Below are 15,823 nucleotides of genomic sequence, written 5' to 3'. Positions count from 1 at the left end.
CCGCGGCGACGACGGTCGCGCGGGGACCGGCGGGCCCTTCGGGGCGACCCCCCGCGGACTTGAACGGACCCTACCCGCATGCGATAAGGTAGGGAAGTGAGTATGACTTGTCGACCGCAGCGCGAGGACTTGCTGGAGGCGGGCCGCCTGCCCGCCGGCCCGGTTGGATCATCCGCGGTGATCGCTCCGCCTCTCGCCTTCCCGCCGGCCCGTGTTGCCCGGTTCGCCCTTCGCACGGCCGCCTGCCGAGGGTTGGAGGCGAGGCGATGCAGGTCTCCTCGCGCCTCGTACGGAGCCAGGCATGACCATGCGTAATCCCTACCGCGACCTGCCCGGAACATCCTTCTGGCGCCGCGCCGTGTCGGAGCCCGCGCCCGAGGCCGTCGATCCCGTCACCGACGTCCCCTTCGCCATCGCGCCCGCCGACAAGGTGGCCACCGCGGGAAGCTGCTTCGCGCAGCACATCTCCCGCACCCTCGTCCGCCAGGGCTTCCGCTACCTGGTGACGGAGCCCGAGCCCGCCGGCGGCGGGGAGAATTACGGCGTCTATCCCGCGCGCTTCGGCAACGTCTACACCGTGCGCCAGCTCCTCCAGCTGTTCGAGCGCGCCTACGGAATGTTCGAACCGCTGGACGCCGCGTGGCGGATGCCGAACGGCGCCTGGGTCGATCCCTTCCGCCCGCAGATCCAGGCCGCCGGCTACCCGACGCTGGAAGCGCTGGAAGCCGACCGCGCCCGCCACCTGGCCGCGGTGCGGGAGATGTTCGAGACCTGCGACGTCTTCGTCTACACGCTCGGCCTGACGGAAGGCTGGTATTCGACGCGCGACGGTGCCGTCTTCCCCCTCGCCCCCGGCGTGGTGGCGGAGCCCGAGGGCGGGCGCGAGGAGGACTACGCCTTCGCCAATTTCGGCGTGGTGGACATGGCGACGGAGCTGAACACCTTCGTCACCATGCTGCGCAGCGTGAACCCCACGGTGCGCGTCATCCTCACCGTCTCCCCGGTGTCGCTGATCGCGACCTACGAACCGCGGCACGTCCTCGTCTCCACCATCTACAGCAAGTCCGCGCTGCGCGTGGTGGCGGAGGAGGTGGTGATGGCGCAGCCCAACGTCGCCTACTTCCCCTCCTTCGAGATCATCACCGGCCACCACAACCACTACCGCTTCTTCGAGCCCGACCTGCGCAGCGTGACGCCGGAGGGGGTGAAGCACGTGATGTCCATCTTCAGCCGCCACTTCCTGGCGGCCGATGGCGCGGCCCCGCCGACGCGCGCCGCCGCCCCGCCCCGCCCCCGCGCGCCGGCGCATCGCGCCCCCGCCATCCGTCCAACCCTGGCCGGCGCGCCCCGCGTCGTCGCCGACCTCGAGGAGCTGAACCAGACCGTGTGCGACGAGGAGGTCCTGGAGAAGGCGGAGCAGGCCCGTGGGTAAGCGATACGCGGTCGTCGGCAACTGCCAGTCGGCAGGTTTCGCCGCGGGCATCAAGGCCATCCAGCCGGATGCGGAGGTCGATGTCTATTCCTACCGGATGCTGATGAACGACGAGGCCATCGTGCAACGGCTGGAAACGCTGGACACGGTCTTCGCGCAGCCGGCGCTGCGCGCCTCCTACGGCGCGGTGCGGACGGAACAGCTCTCCAAGCGCCTGCGCAACATGGTGCTCTTCCCCGCCATCACCTTCCGCGGCTTCCACCCGGACGAGATCTCCCTGCAGGCCGATGGCAAGGACCTCTCCTCCCCGATCGGGGGCGCGCATTCGCTGATCGCCGCGGCCGCCTATGCGGAAGGCCTTTCGGCGGCGCGCGCGACGCGGCTGTTCAACGCCTATGTCTATTCGGCGCTCGGCTATTTCGAGGAATATGAACGCTCCCTCGCCTTCCTGAAGGAAGCCGCGGCGCGCACGGGGCTGACGCTGCCGATCGATGCCTGGCGCGCCCAGGGCAGCTTCATGTACAGCGGCATCCACCCCAAGGCCTTCGTCATCGCCTCCATCGTGCCGCTGGCCCTGGCCCGGGCCGGGGAAGCGGTGCCGGCCGGCGAACCGCCCGCCATCCGCGACGGCCTGGCCAAGATGGGCGTGCTGCCCGTCTTCCCGGAAATCGCCGGGCGTCTTGGATTCAAGGGAGATACCATCTACCTGAAGAACGCCCGGCTGCGCGGCCCCGACGGGGACCGCCGGATCGGGCTGGAGGACTATGTCGCGGGCTGCTTCGCGATCTACCGTGCCAACCCCGGCGTGAACCTCGACCTGCCCCAGATCGCGGCGGCGCGGGAAAGGCTGCGGGCGGCGGGCCTGCGCTGACGCCGCGCCCATCCGATTGCCTGCCAGTGAAGCGCAAACCCTGATTGCGCAAAGGAGCGTGGTCCCGATGCAAAGCCCCTACGCGAACCTGCCGGACCGTGCCTTCTGGGGGCGCTCGGTGGCGCGCCCGGCGCCGGAGGCGGTCGATCCGACCGACGATCCCCCCTTCCGCCTGACGCCGGAAGACCGGATCGCGACGGCGGGCAGCTGCTTCGCCCAGCACATCTCCCGCGCCCTGCTGCGCGAGGGCTTCAACTACATCGTCACGGAGGCCGGGCCGGAGGCGCGCAACTACGGCGTCTATCCCGCGCGCTTCGGCAACATCTACTCCACCCGGCAGATGCTGCAGCTGTTCCAGCGCGCCTATGGCCTCTTCTCCCCGGTGGATGAGGTCTGGCGGCGGCCGGACGGCGCCTTCGTCGATCCCTTCCGCCCGCAGGTGGAACCCGATGGGTTCCGCACCGTGGAAGCGCTGGTCAAGGACCGCACGCGGCACCTGGCCGCCGTGCGCACGATGTTCGAGACCTGCGACGTCTTCGTCTTCACCCTCGGCCTGACCGAGACCTGGGAATGCGAGCAGGATGGCGCCGTGGTGCCGCTGGCCCCCGGCGTCGCAGGCGCGCCGGAACATGCCAGCTACCGCTTCGTGAATCGCCGCGTCGCGGAGATGACGGAAGACCTGACGGCCTTCATCACCAAGCTCCGGCTGCTGCGCCCGGACCTGCGGGTGATCCTCACCGTGTCGCCGGTCCCGCTGATCGCGACCTATGAGCCGCGGCACGTGCTGGTCTCCACCATCTACAGCAAGTCCGCGCTGCGCGTGGTGGCGGAGGAAGTGTCGCAATCCCTGCCGGACGTCGCCTACTTCCCCTCCTACGAGATCATCACCGGCCATCACGCGCGCTACGGCCACTTCGCCGACGATCTGCGATCGGTCCAGCCGACGGGCGTGGACCATGTGCTCGGCATGTTCAAGCGGCGCTTCCTGGCGGGGAAGGCGGTCGCGCCGCCGCCCGCCCCGGCCGCACCCCGGCCGGCCGAGAAGGCCGCCGCGCCGGCGCCCAAGCCCGTCCCCAGCAATGCGGCGACGGAGGATGCGGAGCTGGAAGCGCTCTACAAGGTCGTCTGCGACGAAGAGGCTCTCGATCCATGAAGGTTGGCGTCATCGGCAACTGCCAGGCCCGTGGCGTGGCGCGCAGCGTGGCCGCCCTGATCCCGGGGGCGGAGGTCGATATCATCCACGCCGCCAAGATCGGCCGCTACACGCCGGAACAGCGCCAGGGCGCGGCGGAACGGCTTGCGAAGTGCGAGCTCGTCCTGGCGCAGCACCCGGAGCACGACCTGGCCGGCCCGCTCGGCCAGGTGGCGCTGTCCAGCAAGGTGCGCGTCGTCCCATTCCCCTACATCGCCGTCACCGGCTTCCACCCGGACTGCACCTATGTGGCAGGCCCGTCGGGCCGGCTGCGGGGGCCGCTCGGCGAATACCATTCCGCCATCTGCACGGCGGCGTTCCAGCTCGGCCTGTCCGAACGGCGGGCGACCGCCCTGTTCAACGCCTATGTCTATGCCGGCGCCAGCTACGCGCAGCAGATCGCCCGGGCCTCCGACAGCCTGCAACGCGACACGGGGCGGCTCGGCTACGACTTCTCCCGCTTCGTCGCGGCGGGCACGGTCTACATGCACACCATCAACCACCCCAAGGCCGACATCATCCACGATATGACGCGCCAGGCCCTCGCCCAGGCGGGCCTGCCGACGCGGGAAGCGCCGGTGCCGGAGGATGAGCTGGCGAAGGGGCCCGGCTGGCCGCTCTATCCGGAGCTGGCGCGGCGGATCAACCATGAGGGCGAGACCACCTTCCGCACCCAGGACGGGGAGAGCATGGCGCTGGAGGATTTCATCGCCGCCTCCTACCAGGTGATGCGGGAGGCCGGGGGCCCGCTGCGCTCCATGACGGTCGATCGCGTCCGCCGCTTCCTGGAGAAGGAGGTCGTGCTGCCGGAGCCGGCGGCGAGCCTCGAGGGCGACCTCGCCTGAGGCTGGCGGGTTTCCCGCCGGGTACGCCCGCGGGGACGAAAGGGCGGCGCCCCTCGCTCACAGCGTGACGGTGGCGCCGACCATGCTGCCGGACAGGCGCTCGGCGCCCGCCACGGCGGCCGGGGCCTGGGCGGCCACGATGCCGTCCAGGATCACGCCGCGCGACGCACCGTCGATCGCCACGGCCGGCCCGGCGGTCCGGGCCCCCTCCTCCCCGCTGTCGCGGGTGCGGATGTCGCGCAGGATGGCGCCGTCGCAGCCCGCGCCGAGGCGGATCGCCGCATGGCGCGCGGCGGCATCGCGGGAGTAATCGGCCACGGTGATGTCGCGCAGCGTGGCGTCCCGCGCGCCATCGGCCAGGTGGATCGCCTCCTTCCCGATCGCGGCGGCACGAAGGCCGCTGACCCGCAACCCCTCCGTCCGCGCCAGGCCCGCAATGGCACGCTCCACGCCCTGGGCCTGCAGGTCCAGCACGCGGCAACCCTCCGTGCTGCCGCGGCCGAAGCCCAGCAGCACCGCGGGCGCGCGGGGGCGGTTCCGCACCAGGCCGCGGATCGTCGCCCGGCGGGCGCCGGCCGCGACGGTGAAGGCGGGCAAGGTGGACTCCGTGTTGCCGCCATCATGCATGACGTCGAGGTCCACATCCGCGCCGCCATTGATGCGCAGCGGGCTGTCGCAGCGGCCGCCGCGCCACTCCACCTCGTTCGTCCCGCTGTTGCTGTAGAAGCCGTAGGTGAAGCCGGGCCCGACATTCACCGCCGCGATGTTGACCCGCATGCTGTTGTGCAGCCGGATCGCGACCGAGCCCTCGGCCTGGCCGTTGATGATATCGACGCCGGTGATGCTGACGTTGCGCGTGTTGCGCTTCACGCCGATGCCGCCGACGCGGTGGGGGGAGCCCGAGCAATCCACCAGGCCGTTCGCGATGGTGATGTCGCGGCATTCGCCGCCGCCGATGTCGATCACCTCGCCCCGCCGCGCCAGGCTGCAGCGGCGGAAGGTGAAGCCAGAGAGGTAGAAGCCGGCCATGTTGAAGTTGATGTCGATGGCCTCGTCCTGCATGTCGTAGGCCTGCAGGTTGGTGACGACCACGTCCTCCGACCGGTCGTCGGGCCCGCCGCCCCCGCCCACGGCGTTGGTGCCGCCCCAGCAGATCATGTCGGCGATCCGGGCGCGGCGGCCGCGCGCGAACCAGATGCTGCGCCCGCCTTCCACCCGGAGCCCGCGCGCGCTGAAGTCGGACGCATCGCCGCGGATCACCGCCGGCCCGGCGCGGCGGGACAGCGAGAGGGTGAGGTCCAGCAGCGTGAAGCGGTCGGTGCCATCCACGTCGAACAGGCCGAAGGACCGCCCGGGCGTATTGGCCGGCACCTCGATCCGCGCGCCGGTGCCGCGCACCGTGACCCCGGGCCGCGCCGCGATGGGGGCGCCGACCACCAGCGGCGGCCCGGCGGGCAGCAGCACCTCCCCGCCCCGGTCGCCATTGTTGCGCCAGACATGGTCGATGGCGGCGGCGATCGCCGCCCCGGCGGTGCGCCCCCCCGTCATGAACTGGGTGACGGAGACGCGTTCCCGCAGCTCATCCGCCACCGTGCGCGCGGCCTCGCCCCCGGCTTGGCGGAAGGTCGGGATGACGTTGACATAGGCCGCCGCCAGGTCGCCCTGCGTGGTGACGCGCCAGGCCGCGGATTGCTGGACCAGGCCCCCCTGCCCCGCCGCCTCCGCCGGGCCGGTCCCGGCCAGGGGCGCCGCCGCGCCGGGCGCGGGGGGCGGCGCCGCGGCAGCCTCCGGCGCGGCATGCGCCGACCGCGTGAAGGCGCCAAGGCCGAGGAGCGGCGTGAGGAGGAAGGAGCGCCGCAACGCCCGGGGCGCGGCGGCGCGCAGGCGCTGGAGCGTGTCAGCCATCCCGGTCTTCATGCGTCCCCTGATACCCCTGCCCCACCCATGGCGTCCAATGCGGCAGCGCAGCACGCACCTTGCCGCACCGGGCGGGCCACCATAGTGTGCGGCGGCCCGCCCGTACCGGCACGAACCGTAACGGCACCGCCCGACATGGCGCCGTCATGCACCGGCCGGAAGATCGGGCGGCACGAGACGGGAGCCTCGGATAGTGAGCGCAACGACCACCGACACGCCGGCCGACCCCGACATCCCGCCGAAGGACCCGGTCGGTCCCGCGCGCACGGCGCCCTGGCCGGAGGATCTGGTGCCGGTGGTGGTGGTGAACGACACCCGCCCGGACCGCCATTATGGCTGCCTGGCGGTGATGGAGGCGCTGAGCGTCTTCCTGCCGCGCCACGGCATGCGGCCTATCCATTTCCAGCCGCTCGGCCGCGACTGGCAGGATGACCCGGATTTCGCCGCCGCCGCGGCCAATGCCGCCGCCATCATCGTCAATGGCGAAGGCTCCATGCACCACAACAAGCAGACGGCGATCAAGCTCGCCTGGCTCGGCCCCTTCTGCCGCCAGACGCTGCGGATCCCCGGCATCATGCTGAACACGACGCTGGAGGCGAATGACGGCACGGTCTACGACCATCTGCGCCATTTCAGCCTCGTCGCCGTCCGTGACCGCGCCAGCATCGCGGAGCCGCTGCGCTTCGGCCTGGCGGATCCGTTCTACTGCCCCGACTTCTCGATGTTCCATGATTTCCGGTCGGCCCGCACGGCGCCCCCGGCCCGGCCGCCCAAGGTGATCGGCTACACCGACTCCGTCCTGCGCGCGATCACCATGCATCTGCGCGCGGCCGCGGCGACGCATGGGATGATCTTCCGCAACGTGCTCTACAAGCCGCCGCCGCCGGCGCGGGCGATCTACCACTATGCCCGCAACATCGGCGCGCTCGATCTGCTCGTCACCGGGCGCTACCACGCCTGCTGCTACGCCATCGCCACCGGCACGCCCTTCGTCGCGGTCGAATCCAATACCGGCAAGATCACCAACCTGCTGAACGACGTCTTCGGCAGCACGCGCCGCCTGATCACGCCGGAGGCGCTGGCCAGCTTCGACCCCGCCGAATATGCGGGCTGGACGCCGGAGGAGGAGGCGAGCCTGGCGCGCTTCGTGACGCTGCGGGAGCAGAGCTACGACCGGCTCGGCCGCTTGGTCGGCGCGCTGGCCGGCGTCACCAGCCGCTTCGCGGCGCCCTGAGCGGCGCCGCGCCTTGCCTCAGCCTTGCGGCACGCGCGACCAGAATTCGATATCCGGCATGGCGCCGCGCAGGCGGTCCATGAACCCGGTCCGGCCGCGGCGCTGCGCGTGCAGGTAGAGGTTGCTGTAGAAGGCCAGCGCGCGCCGGCGCCGTTCCACGATGGCGGCGAAGCGGTCCTGCGTCATCGTCCCCTCGATGCATTCCAGCATGAAGGGCTTCAGCACCTTCATCTCGAGGAAGGAGGCGACGACGGCGTGGCCCAGGTAGTGCGCCCGCAGCGCCAGCAGGTTGTGCGTGCCGTAGCGGCTGACATGAAGCTGGTCCTCCGGCACCTGCGGGTCATAGGCGATGATCACCTGGCCCGCCGCCGCGGCCTCCGCCGCCGCATCCCCGAAGCGCCCGTTCCAGTCCTGCCGGCTGCCGCCGCCATAGCGGCCATCCCAGGGGGCGAGGCGCGGGTCGAGCGTGCTCTGCGGGCTGGTGGCGACGACCGTCGCGCCCGGGCAGAGCGAGGAGAAGGCGCTGGCGCCGTAGCCGCCCATGGAGGCGCCGATGAAGACCACGCGGTCGAACAGCTGGAAGAAGCCGCGTTCCGCGATGCCGGCCATCGCCGCATGCAGGTCCCGCGCGCGGAACCAGGTGCTGGCGCGGGAGGTGACGCCCAGCAGCGACCAGCCCTGCTCGGTCACGAATTTCTCGGCCCAGGGGCTGCCGGATTTCTTCCCCGCCCCGTGGTGGTCGAAGCTGACCACCAGCAGGTTGTTGCCCGGCCGGTAGTGGATGAGGTTGCCCGAAAGCTCCGTCAGCCGCGGCATCCAGGGAACCTCGACCGGCCGATAGGCGAAGGGCGGGCGGGAGATGGGGGCGAGCGGCCCGCTATCCTTCAGCGGGCGCGGGCGCGTCTCCACCCTGACCCAGTCGGTCATGAAGATGTACTGGAAGTCGAGCGGCAGCTTCTGCCCATCCACCTGGATGTCCACCACGCGGCCATAGCTGCCCAGAAGCGTCGCTTCCTGCGCATGCAGCACGGTGCCGGCCTTCACCAGGCGCTTGTGGGTGGGGGGCAGGCTCTTCGAATGCTCCTGGCTGACCTTGATGAAGGTGGGCCGCGTGGCGGTGAAGGCGAAGAGTCGCGGGGGCGTGTCGGCCAAGGGTATCTCCGGGCTGCCGGCGACGGGCAGGATAGCGTCTCCGCCCCGCATTTGAAGTCGCGCACGCATTGCCCTTCCCGGCGGCGTGGCGTGCCGTTATGCAGAACCAGACCCGCCCAGGGGCTTACCGAGAGGTAGTACACGGACTATGCCGCAGAAGTCTGATCGCGCCGCCTCCACCGCCAAGCAGGAAGCCCAGCGCGGCAAGGCCGAGATCACCCGGCAGACGCGGGAGGTCGATGCCCTCCTGCGCAAGGGGCTGGCGGTGGAAGCCGGGCGCCTGCTGGCGGAGATGCCGCCGGTGCGCGAATTGCTGCCGCGCCGGCTGATGGCCTTCATCGGCCAGGGTGACATCGCCCAGGCCGAATCGACCCGGGCCGCGCTGCTGGAAGGCCTGACCGCCGCGGAGGCGCGCCACTGGGTCGGCGAATGCTGGCGCTGGTCCCGCCTGCTGATCCACCGCAACGACCCCGCCGCCGCCACCGTCGCGGCCGTGACCGCATCCCTCATGCTGGACCGGCACGACGTGCTGGCCGGCATCGCCGAGGCCCGGCTTTCCGAGGGGCTGCTGGCGGATTCCCGCGATGCCGAGGGGCGCTGGACCTTGGCCATCCTGGCGCGGCTGCGCCAGGCCGGGGGCGGCATCGACATCGCCATGAAGTTCCTCTCCGGCCTCGGCGGCAACCGCCCGCATCTCGGCGGGCAGCGGCCGCTCGACGTGCTGGCGAAGCGCGCCCGCGCCATGATCGACAATGCGGAGGCCGATCCCGGCCTGCGCGATGCCGCGACCATCGTGCTGTTCGGCGCGCAGGATTTCGCCGGCACGCTGGCGGCGGCGAAGGGGGGGGAGCCCGGCAGCTTCCGCGCCACCGTGGAACAGGACGTGACGCGCCGCCTCACCATCGGGCGCGACCTGCGGCAGCGCGCCCTCGCCTCGCCCGCGCCGGTCTTGGCGGCGGGCAAGGACCAGCCGCCCTTCATCGTCGTCCATCGCGGGCAGCAGGAATACGTGGCGCTCTGCGCTTCCTCCCTCGCGCTGCAGAACGGCGCGGGCAACGTCGTCCTCATGGGGGATGACAGCACGGCGGGGCTCGGCATCGGCCGCTTCGCGGCGCTGACGGACTATTTCGACGATGCCAGCGTGCTCGCGAAGCGCTTCCACCACCATTCGGTCATGGAGGCGACCTACGGCCTCTTCAGCTTCCAGCGCTGGCTGATCGTGGCGGAATACTGCCGCAAGAACCGCATCGACCAGTGCGTCGTCATCGACAGCGACGCGCTCGCCTTCTCCCCGGCTTCCGACATCATCGCCGGCATGCCGCCCGGCATCGCGATGAACGACTGGACCTGGACGACGACGGTGCGCGACACGGCGGGGCTGACGGCGCTGTCCCAGTTCACGCTGAACATCTACGACCGCTCGCCGGAGGAGATCGAGAAGATCGCCATGGCGCGCGGCAAGCTGGTGGCCAACGGCACCCGCCGCACCTTCCAGGACATGCACCTGTTCTACTACTTCCGGGACGAGAACCCGGCCATCATGGGCAGCCAGTACGCGGTGCCCTTCCATGGCGGGCTCGACCAGGCCGCGACGCTGGACAACGGCGTCGAGATCGGGTCGCCGAACGAGCTGACGATGATGGTCCCGGGCCGCCCGATGAAGCGGCCCTACCTGCAGGACGGGAAGCTCTACTTCCGCTCGACGGAGGGGGAGATGGTGCGCTTCCACACCGTGCACTGCCAGGGCCCGGCCAAGGCCGCCATGCACCACTACGCCGCCCTGCTGCTGCCCGGCGCGGCGGAGGCCGCGGCCGGCTGGAAGGCCGATGCCGCGCCGGTGCGCGCGCCCGCCCCCGCCAAGGCCGAAGCGCCCCAGGCCGAGCCCGCCAAGCCGGCCGCGCCGCCTGCCGCCGCCCGGCCCGCGCCCGCCGCGCCCAAGCCCGCGGCACCGCCGCCGGGCCCCCTGCCGATGCCGAACCTGCGGCTCCCGGAGCATGCCGGCCTGCAGGCGCGCGTCCGCGCGGCGGTGGCGGCGGCCACGCCGCTGCGCGCCAGCGCCACCGTCAGCCTGCCGAACGGCCCCTCCACCCCCGCGCGCCGGCAGCTGCCGGTTTCCGTCATCGTCCGCAACGACGGCGCCCAGCCCCTGCCGGTGGTGGTGGATGGCCATGTCGCCATGCAGGTCGGCTTCCGGATCACGCCCGTGGCCCCCGACGCCAAGGCGCGGGAGGCCCGGCTGCTGGTCCCCGGCACCAGCCTCGGCGCGGGGCAGGAAGTGCTGGTGCGCGGCCAGTTGCCGACGCACAAGCTGCCGCCCGGGAAGTACCGCGTCTCGGCCGACCTGGTGTTCGACTATGTCCGCTGGGTCGCCAAGGACCAGGCCAGCCTGCCGGCCGTGACCATCGAGATCGCCGGCTGAGGCGTGGCCCCGGGCCGGCGGGGCGCCAGGCGGCGCCCCGGCCGCCTCATGCCGCCGGGGGGACCGCCACCGGCGGGACCGCCGCGATGGCGCGCTCCAGCGTCTCCAGCAGCGCCGGCGTTTCCATGCGGAAGCGCCGCAGATGCACCTTCTGCGGCTCGGCGAAGACGGTGACGACGAATTCCGTCGGCACCGGGAAGGCGTTGGCGATGTTGAGGTTGCGGCCCGACCGCATGTCCTCCTCGGTCAGGATCTCCGCGATCTGGTAGGTCACGGTCGGCACGTCGAGCACCTGGCTCGGCAGGATCGTCGCGGTGCCATAGGTCGCGATGGCCAGGCGGCAGCCGCCGGACAGCGCGATCTTGTCCTCCACCGACCGGCCATAGAGCCGTTCCTCGGTGAAGGAGACGCCGCAATTCTCCCGGATTTCGGCGGCGATCTGCGTGATGCGGTCGATCACCGCGCGGTCGTTGGGCGTCGGCATCAGACCCGCCGGCACCGTCCAGCCATCCCACAGCACCTTCAGCGCCTGGCCCCTTGCGCGGGCCGCTTCCGCCAGCCGGCGCAGGCAGGCGGAGAGGCCCTCCACCTGGTTCTCGTAGCGCATCCGCTCCGCATCGACGGAGATCCACACGCCGAAGATGCCGCTGGAATCGACATCGCCCCGCAGCCGCTCCGCCCAGGCGAAGGAGGTGTGGGACAGGCGCCGGTCATTCAGCCGGCAATGCACGCCGAGGCGGCGCAGCATGCCGGGCGCTTCCTCGATCCGCATCGTCATGTGCGCGAATTGCCGCAGCTGGGGAAAGGCACGCAGCGGATCGACGAAGGCGCGGTCCGTCAGGGTGACGATCATGTTGCCCTGCGCCAGGAAGGGCAGCACCGTCTGCTCCAGCTCCCGGTCGATGAAGCCCAGGCTCTGGCCCATGAAATGCGCGGGGCGTGCCTCCGCCAGGATGAAGGCGCGGGGCGCGCCGGGGCGGCTGGCGGCATCCAGCCATTGCAGGAATTCCGCCGGGCGCTTGAGGATGGAGGCGATCAGCTGCCGCAGGTCGAAGGCGGCGCTCGGCACCGCTTCCCGCAGCAGCAGGAAGCAGGGCTTGTCGGGGTACCAGATGCCGATGGGCGCGTTCGATTCCAGCACGAGCACGCGCAGCGGCTGGTGGTCGAGCACGAGCCACTGGCCCCAGCGCAGGCGGCTGCCGAACAGCTCCGCCTTCAGCCGCAGCGCCTTGCCATCCAGGGGCGACTGGATCATCGGCTGGGTGCCGGCGAAGAAGCTGTCATGGATGGCGGCGATGCCGTTCGCCCAGCCCACCGCCTTCACGGATCGCGCGTAGTGCTGGCGGATTTCCTCGCGCAGCGCCTCGATATCGGCCACGCCCTCGATCTCGGGCACCAGGAACGGGTCGATGATGGTGGTCTTGTCGAGCAGGGCCTGCAGGCCGAAGGTTTCAGGCTCACGGCGCGCGGCGGCATTGCTGAAATGCTCGGGCGCGATGCCGAGGCGGCCTGCCAGTTGGATCACCGCCTCGGAAGGATTGCCGACCGGTTTCCGCGCCTTGTCCATGCCGCCCGCACCTCATGGTTCCACCGCCAGAGGCTTAGAGGAATTGGCGCGGCATCGCCAGCACGGGCCCCGGCCGCCGCGGCGGCGCGGGACCGCCGCGCAGGGCGTCAGGGCGATTGCGCCGCGACCAGCGCCGCCAGCGCGGTATCGGACAGCGCGGCCGGGATCAGCGAGACCGACCCCATCTCCCCGAACAGCGCTTCCGTCCCCGCCAGGTTGTTGCCCAGCCGCAGCGTCGTCAGCCCCGATGTCGGCCCGCCCGTGATGGCGACCGCGGTAGCCCCGTTGAAGCTGCCCGCCATGCGGCCGGTGGCGTCGATGGAGATGCCCCAGCGGAAGGGCGTGCCGGGTGTCATCGTGCCGATCGTCGTCTCGGTCCCCGCCACGCCCGCGGTGGTGCGCAGGATCGCCATCTGCGCGGTGGAGACCCGGCAGCGGCAGAGGTAGCGGTTGTTCGCCGTGCCGTCGTCGATCGTCAGCAGCCCGAGCGGCGCGGCGGCCGGCGCGGCCTGCGGCAGCAGCACGGTGCCGACCACGGTGCAGGCGCCGCTGGCCGGGATGGACAGGGCGGAGAGCGGCGCCGCGATCGTGTCCGCCCCGCGCGTGCTGGCGGCGGGGGCGGCGGCCGGGGGCAGGATGGGGGAGGAGGCGAAGGCGCCGAGCTCCGCCTGCGGCCAGCCGAGGTCCAGCACCAGGTTGTAGGTGGTGGCGTTGAGCAGCGCGACGCGGATGGTGGGCTGCTGGGCGGTCGTCCCCGCATCGGCCAGGGTGCGGGTGACGGCCACGCGCTGCCAGGCCGCACCCAGCGTCACCGCCGTGCCCGTGGTCAGGCTGCCGGCGGAGCCGCCGGTGTATTCCCGCACCTCCTGCTGCCAGGTCATGCCGTTCTGCGCGCCGCTGACCAGCCGGACGAAGTGCGAATTGGTCCAGCTCTGCCCCACCGCCGCGGTGATGGCGCTGATGCTCTCCATCGCGATCCGGGCGCCGGAGGTGGAGTTGGACGTGCCGGCCAGCCGCAGCCGGACGTAGTTGATGCCGGAATCCGACCCGGTGCTGACCACCTCCCAGGCGATGCCGCCGACCGCGCCGATGACCCAGTTCGTCGGTGCCACGCCGCCGGCGCCGATCACGCCGGCCGTCGCACCCTCGCAGCGCGGGTTGCGCAGGCTGTTGGTGCGCTGCCCCTCCACCAGCAGCCGCCGCGCCGTGCCGGCGTAGCGGGCGACATTGGCGGCGAAGGTGCCGAAGGTCGTGCCATCCGCGCCGATCGCCGTCGCGGTGGCCGTCACCTGGGCGCGGGTCAGCACGGCGGGGCTGCGCAGCGCCCCCGATGCCAGCAGCAGCCGGAGGCGATCGCCCCCGATGCCGGCCAGGCCCGCCAGGAAGGCGCTCATGCGCCGCTGTCCCGCGGGATGGCGATGGGCTGAAGCTGGGTCATGTCGGGCTCCTCGCGCAGGGGCGCCACGGCGCGCGACCATCCCCGGCCTTGCGGGGCGGGTGGCGCAGGGCGCGAAGCGTGGCGATGTGGGGGATTGCCGGGCGGCGGACGGAATCCGCCCCGAGGCCCGTTTCCTCTACCAGCGAGACCATCGCGGGTCAAGGTAAATATGCCTATTTTCACGCCGCCTGAGAATGACGTCCCGACGTCACCGCCGGCGCCTGGCTGTCCTGGTAGGCGTGTCACGCAATCCGATCGCCCCCGCCCGCCCGGCGTGCGCCCATGGAAGGGGGGACAACCCGGGGTAGACGTTTCGTGGCCGTTTCGCTAATCTGGCAGCCATGGATGCGAATCAGGATCCACCCCGGCAGCGCCGCCCCTTGCGGATCGCCGCCGTCATCGTCTCCGTCCTGGCGCTGCTGATCCTGGCGCTGGGGGTGGGCGATGTCGTGCGCGCGGCCTTCCAGGCGCCGCCCGTCGTCAAGCCCTACGACCCGATGCCGCGCTGGTAGCGCGCACGAAACCGTGTTTCGGCGCCGCGATACGAGGGCGAAACAGCCGCGATACCGCATGGCATCCGCCGCCCGCCCGGCCGCACCATAAGGGGGCTCCAACACCGGAGCCCCGCATGACCCCCAGCCAGATCGACGCCATCGAGACCAGCTTCCGCCTGGTGGCGCCCATCGCCGAACCCGCCGCGGCGATCTTCTACCAGCGGCTCTTCGCCCTGGACCCGGCCATCAAGCCGCTCTTCGCCCAGACGGACATCAGCGAACAGGGACGCAAGCTGATGCAGGCCATCGGCTTCGTCGTCGCGAATCTGCGCCGGCCGGATGCGCTGCTGCCCGCCGTCGCGGCGCTGGGCGCCCGCCACCGGGGCTATGGCGTGCGGCCCGGGCATTACGACACGGTCGGCCAGGCGCTGCTGGACACGCTGGCGGAAGGCCTCGGCCCGCATTTCACGGCGGAGGTGCGGGACGCCTGGGCCGCGGCCTACGGGGTGCTCGCCCACGCCATGATCGAGGCAGCGGCCGAAACCCCGCGCGCGGCGTGAACCCGGCTGCACCGCCGGCGCGGGCGGTGCTATCGTTGCCAGGTGAACATCCTCGCCCCTCCCCGCGCCAGGCTGCAGATCGACGTCGTCTTCGACCTCGTCTGCCCCTGGTGCTTCCTCGGCACCCGCCGCCTGCGCCGCACCCTGCGCGCCCGGCCGGACATCGCGGCCGACATCACCTGGCGCCCCTTCCTGCTGAACCCGGACATCGCGCCGGGCGGCGTGCCGCGCCAGGACTACATCGTGCGCAAGTTCGGCGGAGAGGATCGCGCCCGCCGCCTGCACGCCACCATCGCGGAGCTGGGCCGGGGCGAGGGCCTGGTCTTCGACTTCGACCGCATCCGCCGCATCCCGCCCTCGCTCGACGCCCATCGCCTGGTGCGGCTGGCGGACCGGCACGGCGTGGCCGCCGATGCGGTGGACGCCCTGTTCCAGGCCTATTTCTGCGAGGGGCAGGATATCGGCGACACCGCCATCCTCGCCTCCATCGGCGCGACACTCGGGATGGATGAGGGGGCGACGCGCCGCATCCTGGCCGGCCCGGCGGAGGTGGAGGCCGTGCATGCCGACAACCTCCGCGCCCATCGCCTGGGCATCAACGGCGTGCCCTGCTTCGTCGTGCAGGGCCGCCACGCCATCGCCGGGGCGCAGGAGCCGGAGGTGATCGAGCGCCTGCTGGACGTGGCGGTGGTGGAAGGCTGA

General features: G+C 71.7%; 13 protein-coding genes. 9 read left to right on the top strand and 4 right to left on the bottom strand.

Translation table 11 applies throughout. The annotated features are described in order from the left end of the window. Positions 1-301 precede the first annotated feature (301 nt). The 4 genes from JJI54_RS23285 to JJI54_RS23270 all read left to right on the top strand — a co-directional run bounded on the left by JJI54_RS23285 (position 302) and on the right by JJI54_RS23270 (position 4,340). A complete protein-coding gene (locus JJI54_RS23285) occupies positions 302-1,432 on the top strand; it encodes a GSCFA domain-containing protein (protein WP_203075677.1) in 1,131 nt (376 codons plus the stop codon). Further along, positions 1,425-2,303 (top strand): WcbI family polysaccharide biosynthesis putative acetyltransferase, encoded by an 879-nt coding sequence (locus tag JJI54_RS23280; RefSeq protein WP_203075675.1) that lies wholly within the window; start codon positions 1,425-1,427, stop codon positions 2,301-2,303. Before JJI54_RS23285 ends, JJI54_RS23280 begins: the two co-directional genes overlap by 8 nt. A 67-nt stretch (positions 2,304-2,370) precedes the next feature. Continuing rightward, on the top strand, positions 2,371-3,456 hold the full coding sequence (locus JJI54_RS23275; RefSeq protein ID WP_203075673.1) for a GSCFA domain-containing protein: 1,086 nt from the start codon (positions 2,371-2,373) through the stop codon (positions 3,454-3,456). Then, positions 3,453-4,340, top strand: coding sequence for a WcbI family polysaccharide biosynthesis putative acetyltransferase (locus tag JJI54_RS23270; protein ID WP_203075671.1), 888 nt, complete (start codon positions 3,453-3,455; stop codon positions 4,338-4,340). The genes JJI54_RS23275 and JJI54_RS23270 overlap by 4 nt, the downstream gene beginning before the upstream one ends. A gap of 57 nt (positions 4,341-4,397) precedes the next feature. Here the strand turns inward: JJI54_RS23270 and JJI54_RS23265 are convergent, their stop codons facing one another. Beyond that, the gene (locus tag JJI54_RS23265; RefSeq protein ID WP_203075670.1) at positions 4,398-6,245 is read right to left on the bottom strand and encodes a hypothetical protein; all 1,848 of its coding nucleotides are present in this window, start codon (positions 6,243-6,245) and stop codon (positions 4,398-4,400) included. Positions 6,246-6,450: 205 nt separating this feature from the next. Here JJI54_RS23265 and JJI54_RS23260 point away from each other — a divergent pair, with 205 nt between their 5' ends. Next, complete coding sequence (locus JJI54_RS23260) at positions 6,451-7,491, top strand: polysaccharide pyruvyl transferase family protein (protein WP_203075668.1); 1,041 nt, start codon at positions 6,451-6,453, stop codon at positions 7,489-7,491. A gap of 18 nt (positions 7,492-7,509) precedes the next feature. On the opposite strand, the gene JJI54_RS23255 is transcribed toward JJI54_RS23260, so the two are convergent. Beyond that, the gene (locus JJI54_RS23255; RefSeq protein ID WP_203075666.1) at positions 7,510-8,643 is read right to left on the bottom strand and encodes a hypothetical protein; all 1,134 of its coding nucleotides are present in this window, start codon (positions 8,641-8,643) and stop codon (positions 7,510-7,512) included. A gap of 148 nt (positions 8,644-8,791) precedes the next feature. Between JJI54_RS23255 and JJI54_RS23250 the strand changes: the two genes are divergently transcribed. Then, a complete protein-coding gene (locus tag JJI54_RS23250) occupies positions 8,792-11,062 on the top strand; it encodes a hypothetical protein (protein ID WP_203075664.1) in 2,271 nt (756 codons plus the stop codon). A gap of 46 nt (positions 11,063-11,108) precedes the next feature. Here the strand turns inward: JJI54_RS23250 and JJI54_RS23245 are convergent, their stop codons facing one another. Beyond that, on the bottom strand, positions 11,109-12,629 hold the full coding sequence (locus JJI54_RS23245; protein WP_203075662.1) for a hypothetical protein: 1,521 nt from the start codon (positions 12,627-12,629) through the stop codon (positions 11,109-11,111). A gap of 107 nt (positions 12,630-12,736) precedes the next feature. Beyond that, positions 12,737-14,023, bottom strand: a complete 1,287-nt coding sequence (locus JJI54_RS23240) for a phage head spike fiber domain-containing protein (RefSeq protein WP_203075660.1) — start codon at positions 14,021-14,023, stop codon at positions 12,737-12,739. Positions 14,024-14,447: 424 nt separating this feature from the next. Here JJI54_RS23240 and JJI54_RS32845 point away from each other — a divergent pair, with 424 nt between their 5' ends. The 3 genes from JJI54_RS32845 to JJI54_RS23230 all read left to right on the top strand — a co-directional run bounded on the left by JJI54_RS32845 (position 14,448) and on the right by JJI54_RS23230 (position 15,823). Beyond that, on the top strand, positions 14,448-14,579 hold the full coding sequence (locus JJI54_RS32845) for a hypothetical protein (RefSeq protein WP_264177210.1): 132 nt from the start codon (positions 14,448-14,450) through the stop codon (positions 14,577-14,579). Positions 14,580-14,695: 116 nt separating this feature from the next. Next, positions 14,696-15,121 (top strand): globin family protein, encoded by a 426-nt coding sequence (locus JJI54_RS23235; RefSeq protein ID WP_203075658.1) that lies wholly within the window; start codon positions 14,696-14,698, stop codon positions 15,119-15,121. 42 nt (positions 15,122-15,163) lie between these two features. Then, complete coding sequence (locus tag JJI54_RS23230; protein WP_203075656.1) at positions 15,164-15,823, top strand: DsbA family oxidoreductase; 660 nt, start codon at positions 15,164-15,166, stop codon at positions 15,821-15,823.

Origin of the sequence: Falsiroseomonas ponticola (genome assembly GCF_016805305.1) — a bacterium.
In the GTDB taxonomy this organism is placed as follows: Bacteria; Pseudomonadota; Alphaproteobacteria; order Acetobacterales; family Acetobacteraceae; genus Falsiroseomonas; species Falsiroseomonas ponticola.
This window is presented reverse-complemented; position numbering and strand designations above follow the sequence as displayed.

Bases quoted from the DNA above. Each gene is read 5' to 3' on its own strand.
- JJI54_RS23265 (WP_203075670.1), bottom strand. From the start codon at position 6,245: ATGGCTGACACGCTCCAGCGCCTGCGCGCCGCCGCGCCCCGGGCGTTG.
- JJI54_RS23275 (WP_203075673.1), top strand. From the start codon at position 2,371: ATGCAAAGCCCCTACGCGAACCTGCCGGACCGTGCCTTCTGGGGGCGC.
- JJI54_RS23250 (WP_203075664.1), top strand. From the start codon at position 8,792: ATGCCGCAGAAGTCTGATCGCGCCGCCTCCACCGCCAAGCAGGAAGCC.
- JJI54_RS23235 (WP_203075658.1), top strand. From the start codon at position 14,696: ATGACCCCCAGCCAGATCGACGCCATCGAGACCAGCTTCCGCCTGGTG.
- JJI54_RS23285 (WP_203075677.1), top strand. From the start codon at position 302: ATGACCATGCGTAATCCCTACCGCGACCTGCCCGGAACATCCTTCTGG.
- JJI54_RS23245 (WP_203075662.1), bottom strand. From the start codon at position 12,629: ATGGACAAGGCGCGGAAACCGGTCGGCAATCCTTCCGAGGCGGTGATC.
- JJI54_RS23270 (WP_203075671.1), top strand. From the start codon at position 3,453: ATGAAGGTTGGCGTCATCGGCAACTGCCAGGCCCGTGGCGTGGCGCGC.
- JJI54_RS23240 (WP_203075660.1), bottom strand. From the start codon at position 14,023: ATGAGCGCCTTCCTGGCGGGCCTGGCCGGCATCGGGGGCGATCGCCTC.